Source organism: uncultured Lutibacter sp. (assembly GCF_947493565.1).
In the GTDB taxonomy this organism is placed as follows: Bacteria; Bacteroidota; Bacteroidia; order Flavobacteriales; family Flavobacteriaceae; genus Lutibacter; species Lutibacter aestuarii.
In genome coordinates this window covers 146,307-158,683 of sequence record NZ_CANLRG010000004.1, presented here as the reverse complement: position 1 = coordinate 158,683, position 12,377 = coordinate 146,307, and the positions used below count along the sequence as shown (strand labels likewise).

Below are 12,377 nucleotides of genomic sequence, written 5' to 3'. Positions count from 1 at the left end.
ATATAAATGTCAGAAAAAATAAAGCCTTATAAAGACTCTGAATTAGGTAAAAAAGAACAAGTCGCTAAAATGTTTGATACTATTTCAAAAGATTACGATGGCTTAAATCGTGTAATTTCTTTTGGAATTGATGTAAAATGGCGAAGAAAAGTAGTGAATATTGTTAAAAATACAAACCCTAATTTAGTATTGGATATTGCTACTGGAACAGGTGATTTAGCTATTAATTTAACCAAAACAAGTGCTTCTAAAATTATTGGATTAGATATTTCTGAAGGAATGTTAGAAGTAGGAAGGTATAAAATTGAAAAACTAAAACTAACCGATAAAATTGAAATGGTTTTAGGCGATTCTGAAATTATTCCTTTTGAAGAAAATACATTTGATGCTATTACAGTGGCTTTTGGAGTAAGAAATTTTGAGAACTTAGAAAAAGGGTTGTCAGAAATTTATAGAGTTTTAAAGCCCGGAGGAACTTTTGTTGTTTTAGAAACTTCAGTTCCAACTAAAACTCCTTTCAAACAAGGATATTATTTTTATTCAACAAAAATTTTACCAACCATTGGGAAATGGTTTTCCAAAGATAAAGTTGCATATAAATACTTATCCGATTCTGCAGCAACATTTCCTTATGGAAAAGCTTTTAACAATATTTTACAAAAAATTGGGTTTATAGATATTGAAAACAAACCACAAACTTTAGGTGTGGCATCAATATATATAGCTAAAAAGTAATTTATGAAAAAGCAATTTTTATTAATCCTTCTAGTAATTTTTTCTGTCACAGTAAATACTTATGCACAAAAAAAAGATAAAGTTATTTATAAGCAAACGTGGGACAATCAAAAAGTTTTTTGGGGATATTATTTAGGGGTAAATAAAAAAGACTATAAAATATCGTATTTAGTTGACCATGTTTTTGTAGATGTTAAAGCTTCTACAGGTTTTAATGTAGGACTTATTGGAGATTATAGGTTGCATAAAAATATTAGCTTAAGGCTTGAGCCTGGTCTTTCAAGCAATACTAAAGAATTGGCTTTTACACATATATATGGAGGCGCAAAAGATAGTATTAGAGAAGTAAATGCTACTTATTTAAGAATTCCATTACTCATAAAATTAAATGCGAACAGGTATTATAACTTTAGACCCTATCTTATAGGAGGAGTGTCATACGATTATAATTTTTCAAGTAATCAAGACAATCCAGATGATAACTATGAGGGTGAATTTAGAATGAAAAAAAATAATTTCACCTATGAAATAGGTGTTGGAGTAGATTTTTATTTACCATACTTTATTTTTTCTCCATCTATTAGAGGTGTTTTTGCTATTAATAATGAGTTGGTAAAAGACAATAACCCTAACAGTCCGTGGACAGGTCCTATAGATTATTTTGGAACCCGAGGGATATTTTTAAAGTTGGCTTTTCATTAAGTGGTTCTCTTAAATTCACTTAAAAGAATGGCTGTAGCCGTAGCAACATTTAAACTTTCGGTTTGTTGTAAATTTCCAAAACGTGGAATGGTTAAATGATGATTTACAAATTTTAAAAGTTCTTCATTTATACCGTTAGCTTCATTTCCCATAACAAGTACGGCATTTTTTGGAAGCTTACTTTTATAAACGTTCTTACCATTTAAAAGTGTAGCATATTTAGGTAAAGAAGTATTTTTTAAAAAGTTTTCTAGTGTAGTGTAAACAATAGATACTCTAGTTAAAGATCCCATAGATGCTTGAACAACTTTAGAATTATAACAATCTACAGTAGTAGTACTGCAAACAAGTTGAGCTATACCAAACCAATCGCATAACCTTATAATGGTTCCTAAATTTCCAGGGTCGTTAATTGTATCTAAAACAACAATAAGTCCTTTATTTAATAGGGGTTTTGTATTTGGAATTTTAAATAAAGCAACAACATTGTTGGGGGTTTTTAAAGAGCTTATTTTTTTTAATTCTAATTCATTTATAAGAGTTACTTTTTCATAGTTTTTATAAACTGAATTATCTAGGCAAAATAATTGTTCTAATTCAAAATTGGAGTTTAAAAACTCTTGTACAACTTTTGTTCCTTCAGCAATAAATAAATTATATTTAGCTCTGTACTTTTTTTGTTGTAAACTCGTTATTAATTTTAATTGATTTTTGCTTAAACTCATTAATAAAATTATAAATTTTGTGTAATTTGCTAATACCTTGAAATGTTTTACTTTTGAAACAAATTTAAACTCTTATTTATTGAAAAACAATTTTATAATATTATTAATTCTTCTGACTATAATTTTAAGTTTTTCAGCCTGTAATACGTTAAAGTATGTTTCCGAAAACGAAAAAATGTTGATAGATAATGCCATAATTGTTAATGGTAAAAAAAACGTTGATAATGAAATTAACGATTACATTGTGCAACGTCCAAATCAATTAGTGCTAGGAGTTCCTATACCGCTACATTTTTATAATTTAGGAAATAAAAACTATGAAACAAATTATGATAAGTGGAAGTTAGAAAATCCTAATTGGTACAAATTTACTTCTAGCGTATTTTCTGATAAACAAACACGTGGGCTTAGAAACTTCAAGTATAATATGCACCAATGGTACCTTAAAAATGGAGAAGCACCAGTAATTTTTGATTCAAAAAAAGCATTACAAACCGTTGGTAATTTAACGCAACATTATTATAATGAAGGATATTTTAAAGCGAAAGTGAGTTTTGAAGAGGTGGCTGTTAAAAATAAAAAGCTCAAGATAAATTATAAGATAGAAACCGATAAATTGTTTACCATAGATAGTATCTCCACAAACATAGAATCTAAGGTTTTAGATTCAATTTATATAGCAAACTCAAAGCATTCATTTATAAAAAAAGAAAGTCCTTTTAAATTGTCGTTATTTGTAAATGAACAAAATAGGCTTTCAGATTTATTTAGAAATTCTGGAGTGTATAGGTTTAATAAAAATGCGATTACTTTTGAAGCTGACTCTTCAAATTTTACTTCTGATGTTGCTCTTATTATTAACGATAGTATAGGAGGTGTACCATTTAAAATTCAGAAAATAAAAAGAATAAATGTTTTTACAGATTATAGTTATAATACAAAGGATAATCCTGTAAATGATACCGTTCAATATGAAGGTTATACATTCCTTTCACATAAAAAATTAAAATACAATCCAAAATATTTATTAAACACTATTTTTATTGAGCCAAATGAGGTTTACAAAGATATTACTCGAGAATTAACTAGAAAGCATTTAAGAGGATTAAACAACTTTAGGTCAGTTGATATAAAATATACAGAACTTGAAGACGATATGTTAGAGGCAAATATAAATTTGACCCCACTTGAAAAATACTCAGTTGGAATTAGTACAGAACTAACACACTCCAATATTAGGCAGTTGGGTATTTCAGGAAAATTATCTTTTAGTAATCGAAATGTATTTAAGGGAGCTGAAATTCTGAATTTTTCCATTCAGGGATCATTTTTAGACTCAAAAGATGCAGCTGATAATGAAACTTTATTGAACGCTTGGGAAGTAGGAGGGGATGTATCGCTAGAATTGCCTCGCTTTTTTTTACCTTTTAAATCAGACAAAATTGTACAAAAAAGTAATTCTCCAAAAACAACCTTTACCTTAGGAACAAGCTTGCAAAAAAACATAGGTTTAGATAAGCAAAGATTTACGGGAATTGTTGACTATACTTGGGAAACTTCTAAATATGAAAAACATAGTTTTCAGTTGTTAAACGCTCAATTTATTCAAAATTTAAATGTGGATTCTTATTTTGATATTTATAAATCAGAGTTTAATGAAATTCAAAATATAGCTTCAACATATTTCAACCAAGAAATTACAACTACCAATGTAATTCCATTTATTAATGATAATATAGATGCTAATTTTGAACAAACCAATCCTACTGAATTTAGAATTGCTCAAAATATAAAAAAACGTCACAATATAATTACTGAAGATGTTTTAGTTCCAGCAATAGCTTATACTTATACATTAAATAATAGTGAAAATTATAAGGATAAAGATTTTTCATTTTTTAGAGCCAGAATTGTTTCTTCAGGAAATTTAACAACATTATTGTCAAATGAAAAAGATGAAAACAATGTGAAAACTTTGCTAAAAACACCAATAGCTCAATATATTAGAACTGATTTGGAGTATAAAAGATTTTGGAACATATCTTTAGAAAATATTTTGGCATTTAGAAGTTTTTTAGGAATTGCAATTCCTTACAATAATTCCAAAACAATTCCTTTTAGTAGAAGTTATTTTATAGGGGGACCTAATGATTTAAGAGCTTGGAGAATTTATAATTTGGGTCCAGGTTCTTCTCAAAGTGGCTTGGAATATAATGTTGGAAATTTAAAATTTATAAGTAGTTTAGAATATCGGTTTAAAATATTAAACAGCATTAAAGGAGCTTTATTTGTGGATGCTGGAAATATTTGGGATATTACTAATTCATCAGTATCATTACCTGAAGAAAAATTTAATGGATTCAAATCATTACAAGATATAGCTATAGGATCAGGATTTGGTATTCGATACGATTTAAGTTTTATATTACTTCGTTTAGATTTAGGTTTTAAAACCTACGAACCCTATTTACCTAAAGGAGAAAAATGGTTTAATAATTATAACTTTAACCATACAGTATACAATTTTGGTATAAGTTATCCATTCTAATTGATGTACTTAACTATTTCGATTTCGTTTTTTTTTTAATTCATAATTTATAAAACGCTTAGAATTCATTAATTTTGCTTAAAAGAAGTTATCAATAATCACACATAAAATATTATGAGTCATACAATTAAACCAGGAGTTGCAACAGGAAGCAAAGTACAAGAGATTTTTAAATTAGCAAAAGCTAAAAATTTTGCGTTACCAGCTGTAAATGTTATAGGCTCAAATACAATTAATACCGTATTAGAAACAGCAAAAGAATTAAATTCACCTGTAATCATTCAATTTTCAAATGGTGGAGCTCAATTCAATGCAGGAAAAGGATTGTCTAATGAAGGTCAAAAAGCAGCCATAGCAGGAGGTATTGCAGGAGCAAAACACATACATACTTTAGCGAAAGCTTATGGAGTTCCAGTAATTTTACATACAGATCATTGTGCTAAAAAACTATTACCTTGGATTGATGGATTGTTAGATGCAGGGGAACAATTTTATAAAGAAAATGGAGTTCCTTTATTCAGTTCACATATGATTGATTTATCTGAAGAATCACTAGAGGAGAATCTTGAAATCTGTAAAACATATTTAGCTCGTATGAGTAAAATGGGAATGACTTTAGAAATTGAGTTAGGTATTACAGGAGGAGAAGAAGATGGAGTTGATAATTCTGATGTTGATGCATCTAAATTATATACACAACCAGAAGAGGTAGCTTATGCGTATGAAGAACTAAAAAAAGTAAGTGATAATTTTACAATTGCAGCATCATTTGGTAATGTTCACGGTGTGTACAAACCAGGAAACGTTAAATTAACACCAAAAATTTTAGATAATTCTCAAAAGTATATTGAAGAAAAATATGGCACAGAAAGCAATCCTGTAGATTTTGTATTCCACGGAGGTTCTGGATCTTCATTAGAAGAAATTAGAGAAGCAATTGGATATGGAGTAGTAAAAATGAATATTGATACAGATTTGCAATTTGCGTTTACTGAAGGGATTAGAGATTATATGAATGATAAAATTGATTACTTAAAAACTCAAATAGGGAATCCTGAAGGAGCAGATCAACCAAATAAAAAATATTATGATCCACGAGGATGGTTACGTAAAGGAGAAGAAACTTTTAAAGTTCGTTTAATTGAAGCATTTAAAGATTTAAACTGTGTAAATACACTTTAAACTTTACCGTAAATAATCAAAAAAATAAAGAGAACATATTTTTATACGTTCTCTTTATTTTTTTTAGTAATTTGCACCTCTATTTTCAACTTAAAATAACATATGTATGTCATCTTGGTTTAAAAGAAAAGATAAAGGGATTCAAACTCCCACAGAAAAGAAAAAAGATGTACCAAAAGGCTTATGGTATAAAACGCCTAGCGGTAAAATTGTAGATACAGAAGAATTAAAAGAAAATTTTTATGTAAGTCCAGAAGACGGTTACCATGTACGAATTGGAAGTGCTGAATACTTTGAAATTCTTTTTGATGATAATAAATTTAAAGAATTAGATAAAGATATGGTATCTAAAGATCCTTTAAAATTTACAGATAGTAAAAAGTACACTGAAAGATTAAAGGATGCCTATGAAAAAACTAAATTAAAAGACGCCGTAAGAACTGCTGTTGGTAAATCTTATGGGAAAGATTTGGTAGTAGCGGCAATGGATTTTGCTTTTATTGGTGGTTCTATGGGAAGTGTGGTTGGTGAAAAAATTGCTCGTGCTATAGATTATTCTATTAAAAATAAAATTCCTTTTTTAATGATTTCTAAGTCTGGAGGGGCTAGAATGATGGAAGCTTCATATTCTTTAATGCAATTGGTAAAAACATCTGCTAAATTAGCACAATTAGCAGAGGAAGGAGTTCCTTACATTTCATTATGTACAGATCCAACTACTGGAGGAACTACAGCATCATACGCTATGTTGGGAGATGTAAATTTTGCTGAACCAAATGCCTTAGTTGCATTTGCCGGTCCTAGGGTTGTGAAAGATACAACAGGAAAAGAATTACCTCCTGGGTTTCAACGCTCAGAGTTTGTACTGGAACATGGGTTTTTAGATAAAATAATTGAACGTAAAAATTTAAAAAAACAAATCAACTTATATATAGATTTAATTCAAAATTTACCTATAAGAAAATAAAAATGAGCGAGTTTTAACTCGCTTTTTTTAGTGTAATTAATTTCAATTAAATAACTATTGTAATTAATTAATTAAATAAGTTGCGTTTATATTTGATTGTTAATCAAAATAATAATAGTATATTTGCGGCCTGTTAAACATAAAGTTTAGCACTACATAAAAATTATTAATAAAATTAATGTTAGCATGTATTTAACAAAAGAGAAAAAAGCAGAAATTTTTGCAAAACACAATGAATCAGCAACCAACACTGGTTCATCAGAAGGTCAAATTGCCTTATTTACTTTTAGAATTAACCATTTAACTGAACACTTAAAAAGAAATCGTAAAGATTACAATACTGAGCGTGCTTTGGTTAAACTAGTAGGTAAAAGAAGAAATTTATTGGATTATTTAATTAAAACTGATATTGTTAGATATCGTAAGATAATTCAAGAATTAGGAATAAGAAAATAATTTCAAAATTAAGAGGCTACTATTGCCTCTTTTTTTTATTTTATTCTACTTAAAAAAGCATAGATTAAACTTTTCATTGGTAAACACACAACACAACAACAACCAATTGTTTAATTAAATTTTAAAAAATTATTTATGATACCTAAGGTACATACACAAATTATTGAATTAGGAGATGGAAGAACTATCTCACTTGAAACTGGAAAATTAGCAAAACAAGCGCATGGTTCGGTTGTTGTTAGAATGGGAGATGCCATGTTACTATGTACAGTTGTATCTAATTACACTGCAAGTCCAGGTGTTGATTTTTTACCCTTAACAGTAGATTATAGAGAAAAATTTGCTGCTGCTGGTCGTTATCCAGGAGGTTTCTTTAAAAGAGAAGCAAGACCAAGCGATGGAGAAGTGTTAACAATGCGTTTAGTGGATAGAGTATTACGTCCACTTTTTCCAAAAGATTACCATGCTGAAACACAAGTAATGATTCAGTTAATGTCTTCAGATGATGAAGTAATGCCAGACGCTTTAGCTGGGTTAGCAGCATCAGCTGCAATACAATTAAGCGATATTCCTTTTGAGACACCAATTTCAGAAGTTAGAGTAGCAAGAGTTAATGGAGAATTTATCATTAACCCAAGTAGAAAAGTATTAGAGCAAGCCGATATTGATATGATGGTTGGTGCTTCTTCTGATTCTGTGATGATGGTTGAAGGTGAAATGGATGAATGTAGTGAAGAAGAAATGGCAGAGGCAATTAAATTTGCACATGAAGCTATTAAAAGCCAATGTAAGGCTCAATTAGCTTTAGCAGAGGCTTTTGGAAAAAAAGAAACTCGTGAGTACGAATTAGAAGTAAATGATGAAGCGTTAGAAAAAAGAGTTCATGAATTAACGTATCAAAAAGTTTATGATGTAGCTAAAGTAGGAAGTTCTAAAAAAGAACGTAGTGAAGCTTTTGCAGCCATAAAAGAAGAAGTAAAATTAACTTTTACGGAAGAAGAGCTAGAAGAAAAAGGAGATTTAATTTCTAAATATTATTCAAAAGCTGAAAAGAGTGCTGTAAGAGATTTAACACTAAACGAAGGTTTGCGTTTAGATGGTAGAAAAACTACTGAAATTAGACCAATTTGGTGTGAAGTAAATTATTTACCTTCTACTCATGGTTCCTCAATTTTTACTAGAGGAGAAACACAAGCATTAGCTACAGTAACTTTAGGAACTTCAAGAGAAGCTAACCAAGTAGATATGCCAACTTACCAAGGAGAGGAAACATTTTACTTACATTATAATTTTCCACCATTTTCAACAGGAGAAGCTCGTCCTTTAAGAGGAACCTCTCGTAGAGAAGTTGGACATGGAAATTTAGCGCAAAGAGCTTTAAAAGGAATGATTCCAACGGATTGTCCTTATACAGTTAGAGTTGTTTCTGAAATATTAGAATCTAATGGTTCTTCATCTATGGCAACAGTATGTGCAGGAACTATGGCGTTAATGGATGCAGGTATTCAAATGAAAAAACCAGTTTCAGGAATTGCAATGGGGTTAATTTCCGATGGTGATAGATATGCCGTTTTAAGTGATATTTTAGGTGATGAAGATCATTTAGGAGATATGGATTTTAAAGTTACTGGAACAGCAGACGGAATTACTGCTTGCCAAATGGATATTAAAATTAAAGGTCTTTCTTATGAAATTTTAGTAAATGCATTAAAACAAGCTAGAGAAGGACGATTACATATACTTGGAAAGTTAACAGAAACTATTAACCAACCTGCTACAACTGTAAAAGCACATGCTCCAAAAATGGTAACAAGAACCATTCCAGGTGAATATATTGGAGCCTTAATTGGTCCAGGAGGAAAAGTAATACAAGAACTACAAAAAGAAACAGAAACTACCATTGTAATTAATGAAGACCCTGTTACTGAAGATGGACTTGTAGAAATTTTAGGAACTAACCAAGAAGGTATTGATGCCGTATTAGCTAAAATTAAAGCCATTACTTTTAAACCTCAAGTAGGTAGTGTTTATGAAGTAAAAGTTATAAAAATGCTAGATTTTGGTGCGGTGGTTGAATATGTAGAGGCTCCTGGAAATGAAGTACTTTTACATATTTCCGAACTAGCTTGGGAAAGAACCAATAATGTATCAGATGTTGTAAGCTTGGGAGATGTAATTGATGTGAAATACTTTGGTATGGATCCAAAAACTAGAAAACCTAAAGTCTCAAGAAAAGCATTATTACCAAGACCTCCAAGAGAGGAAAAGAGAAAAGAAAAAAGAGAAGAAAAATAAATTTTATTTCTTACTAATTAAAACTCCTCAATATTGAGGAGTTTTTTATTCAACTAATTCAAATTTAAAAGTATTTTTAAATTAAGCTTATTTAAAAGTCTAATTTTGTTATTTTAGACCTTTGTAATTTTATTTAAACTTTACTTTAAGCTTAAATTTTATTTACTAATAATTATAATTAATCATTAAAAATCAAAGAAACATGAAAAAATCAATTTTAGCTGTAGTGGCAATTTTTTCTTTTATGGTAGTATTTACATCTTGTAAAGAAACTAAAAAAAGTGAAGTAAAAGAAGAAACACATATGGAAAACCATGAACACAAAGATGGTGAAGAACATAAAATGTCTTCTAATGATGTTTTCCAATGTCCAATGGATTGTGAAAAAGGGAAAACTTATGATGAAAAAGGATCTTGTCCAGTATGTAAAATGGATTTAAAAATAAAATCAGGAGATACCGATATGGAACACGCTGAAGGGTGTAAATGTAAAGAAGGCGGAGAGTGTAAATGTGAAGAAGGAAAATGTGAATGTAAAACAGAAGTTGCTTCTAAAGAGATGGATTGTACCAAGTGTGAAGAAGGAAAATGTGAGTGCAAAGCATAACAAATTATTTCTGTAAACTAAAAAAGCTTCATAAATTTATGAAGCTTTTTTAGTTAATTTTGTAAATTGATTTTTACATCATTCCAGGCATTCCACCACCCATTGGAGGCATTCCACCGCCAGCTGGGGCATCTTCTTTAATATCAACCAAAGTACAAGCCGTTGTTAAAATCATACCTGCAACAGAGGCAGCATTTTCTAATGCAATACGAGTTACTTTAGTAGGATCAATAATACCAGCTTTTAACATTTTAGTGTATTCATCAGTTTTAGCATTATATCCAAAGTCTCCTTTGCCTTCCATTACTTTTGCTACAACCACAGAGCCTTCTCCACCAGCGTTTTCAATAATTTGACGTAATGGCTCTTCAATTGCTCTATCAAGAATTTTGATACCTGTTACTTCGTCTAAACTATCAGTTGTAATAGATTTTAAGACTTCTTTGGTTCTAACTAAAGCAACACCTCCACCAGCAACAATGCCTTCTTCTACAGCAGCTCTTGTTGCGTGTAATGCATCGTCAACTCTATCTTTTTTCTCCTTCATTTCAATTTCACTAGCAGCACCAACATATAATACAGCTACACCTCCAGCTAATTTAGCTAAACGTTCTTGTAGTTTTTCTTTATCATAATCTGATGTGGTAGTTTCAATTTGAGCTTTAATTTGATTCACTCTAGCTTTAATATCTTCTGCACCACCAGCCCCATTAACAATTGTAGTATTGTCTTTATCAATAGTTACTCTTTCAGCAGTTCCTAACATTTCTAAAGTAGTGTTTTCAAGAGTTAAACCTCTTTCTTCTGAAATAACAGTACCACCTGTTAAAATAGCAATATCTTCTAACATTGATTTTCTTCTATCACCAAAACCAGGAGCTTTTACAGCAGCAATTTTTAGAGCACCTCTTAATTTGTTCATTACTAAAGTAGCTAAAGCTTCGCCTTCAACATCTTCAGCAATAATTAATAACGGTTTACCACTTTGAGCTACAGGTTCTAAAATTGGTAGTAAATCTTTAAGGTTTGTTATTTTCTTTTCAAATAATAAAATGTAAGGGTTTTCTAAATCGGTTAACATTTTATCTGCATTGGTAACAAAATAAGGAGATAGGTAACCTCTGTCAAATTGCATACCTTCAACAATATCAACATAGGTTGTGGTACCTTTAGCTTCTTCAACAGTAATAACACCTTCTTTTCCTACTTTTTCAAAGGCTTGTGCAATTAAATCGCCAATGGCTTCATCATTATTTGCTGAAATAGATGCGACTTGTTTTATTTTTTCAGATTTATTTCCTACTTCTTGAGATTGCTCTCTTAAATTTTCTACAATAGCAGCCACAGCTTTATCAATTCCACGTTTTAAATCTAACGGATTTGCTCCAGCAGCTACATTTTTTAAGCCTTCTTTTACAATAGCTTGTGCTAAAACTGTAGCAGTTGTAGTGCCATCACCAGCTAAGTCATTGGTTTTGGAAGCTACTTCTTTTACCATTTGTGCACCCATATTTTCAAGTGCATCTTCTAATTCAATTTCTTTAGCAACGGTTACACCATCTTTAGTAATTGCTGGTCCACCAAAGGCTTTACCAATTACTACATTTCTACCTTTTGGACCTAATGTTACTTTAACAGCGTTTGCTAAAGCATCTACTCCACGTTTAAGTCCGTCACGTGCTTCTATATCAAAAATTATATCTTTTGCCATTTTTTATATTTTTTAATTTTTATGAATTAAACAATTGCTAAAATGTCGCTTTCTCTCATTATTAAATATTCTTTACCTTCTAAAACAAGTTCTGTTCCAGCGTATTTACCATATAAAACAGTGTCACCAACATTAACAGTCATAGGCTCATCTTTAGTACCTTTTCCAACTGCTAAAACAGTTCCTTTTTGTTGTTTTTCTTTGGCTGAATCTGGGATGATTAATCCTGATGCTGTAGTAGTTTCAGCTGGAAGAGGTTCAACTAAAACTCTATCTGCTAATGGTTTAATATTAATTTTACTCATTTTGTAATTAGTTTAAAAATTATTAATTCTGTGAATTAAAGTTTCCAAAAGTGTGCCATTTTATTAAAACTGACAAATGTGCTTTTTAATGGATTTACTTATAAAAAAAATGCCAACGTGTCATTTACATTGGCATTTTTATAT

At 30.1% G+C, this 12,377-nt stretch carries 11 protein-coding genes; 8 read left to right on the top strand and 3 right to left on the bottom strand.

The window, feature by feature from the left end; all coding sequences use genetic code 11:
• Window positions 1-6: 6 nt before the first annotated feature.
• Together ubiE and Q0714_RS06245 are read left to right on the top strand one after the other, a co-directional pair.
• Window positions 7-735: a bifunctional demethylmenaquinone methyltransferase/2-methoxy-6-polyprenyl-1,4-benzoquinol methylase UbiE gene (gene ubiE, locus Q0714_RS06250; protein ID WP_298263571.1), complete on the top strand. Its 729-nt coding sequence runs from the start codon at window positions 7-9 to the stop codon at window positions 733-735.
• A gap of 3 nt (window positions 736-738) precedes the next feature.
• The gene (locus Q0714_RS06245; RefSeq protein ID WP_298263569.1) at window positions 739-1,437 is read left to right on the top strand and encodes a porin family protein; all 699 of its coding nucleotides are present in this window, start codon (window positions 739-741) and stop codon (window positions 1,435-1,437) included.
• On the opposite strand, the gene Q0714_RS06240 is transcribed toward Q0714_RS06245, so the two are convergent.
• Window positions 1,434-2,162, bottom strand: a complete 729-nt coding sequence (locus Q0714_RS06240; protein ID WP_298263567.1) for an RNA methyltransferase — start codon at window positions 2,160-2,162, stop codon at window positions 1,434-1,436. The two genes, Q0714_RS06245 and Q0714_RS06240, sit on opposite strands and share 4 nt — an antisense overlap.
• Before the next feature lie 175 nt (window positions 2,163-2,337).
• Between Q0714_RS06240 and Q0714_RS06235 the strand changes: the two genes are divergently transcribed.
• The 6 genes from Q0714_RS06235 to Q0714_RS06210 all read left to right on the top strand — a co-directional run bounded on the left by Q0714_RS06235 (window position 2,338) and on the right by Q0714_RS06210 (window position 10,217).
• On the top strand, window positions 2,338-4,710 hold the full coding sequence (locus Q0714_RS06235; protein WP_298263566.1) for a BamA/TamA family outer membrane protein: 2,373 nt from the start codon (window positions 2,338-2,340) through the stop codon (window positions 4,708-4,710).
• Between the two features lie 114 nt (window positions 4,711-4,824).
• Window positions 4,825-5,892, top strand: coding sequence for a class II fructose-bisphosphate aldolase (fbaA, locus tag Q0714_RS06230; RefSeq protein WP_298263564.1), 1,068 nt, complete (start codon window positions 4,825-4,827; stop codon window positions 5,890-5,892).
• 106 nt (window positions 5,893-5,998) lie between these two features.
• A complete protein-coding gene (gene accD, locus Q0714_RS06225; RefSeq protein WP_298263563.1) occupies window positions 5,999-6,859 on the top strand; it encodes an acetyl-CoA carboxylase, carboxyltransferase subunit beta in 861 nt (286 codons plus the stop codon).
• Window positions 6,860-7,045: 186 nt separating this feature from the next.
• A complete protein-coding gene (gene rpsO, locus Q0714_RS06220) occupies window positions 7,046-7,315 on the top strand; it encodes a 30S ribosomal protein S15 (protein ID WP_298263562.1) in 270 nt (89 codons plus the stop codon).
• A gap of 135 nt (window positions 7,316-7,450) precedes the next feature.
• Window positions 7,451-9,610, top strand: a complete 2,160-nt coding sequence (locus Q0714_RS06215) for a polyribonucleotide nucleotidyltransferase (RefSeq protein ID WP_298263561.1) — start codon at window positions 7,451-7,453, stop codon at window positions 9,608-9,610.
• A gap of 202 nt (window positions 9,611-9,812) precedes the next feature.
• Complete coding sequence (locus Q0714_RS06210) at window positions 9,813-10,217, top strand: heavy metal-binding domain-containing protein (protein WP_298263559.1); 405 nt, start codon at window positions 9,813-9,815, stop codon at window positions 10,215-10,217.
• A gap of 73 nt (window positions 10,218-10,290) precedes the next feature.
• Here Q0714_RS06210 and groL read toward each other — a convergent pair whose 3' ends face one another.
• A complete protein-coding gene (gene groL / locus Q0714_RS06205; RefSeq protein WP_298263558.1) occupies window positions 10,291-11,928 on the bottom strand; it encodes a chaperonin GroEL in 1,638 nt (545 codons plus the stop codon).
• A gap of 26 nt (window positions 11,929-11,954) precedes the next feature.
• Window positions 11,955-12,233: a co-chaperone GroES gene (gene groES / locus Q0714_RS06200; protein ID WP_298263557.1), complete on the bottom strand. Its 279-nt coding sequence runs from the start codon at window positions 12,231-12,233 to the stop codon at window positions 11,955-11,957.
• Between the last annotated feature and the right edge of the window lie 144 nt (window positions 12,234-12,377).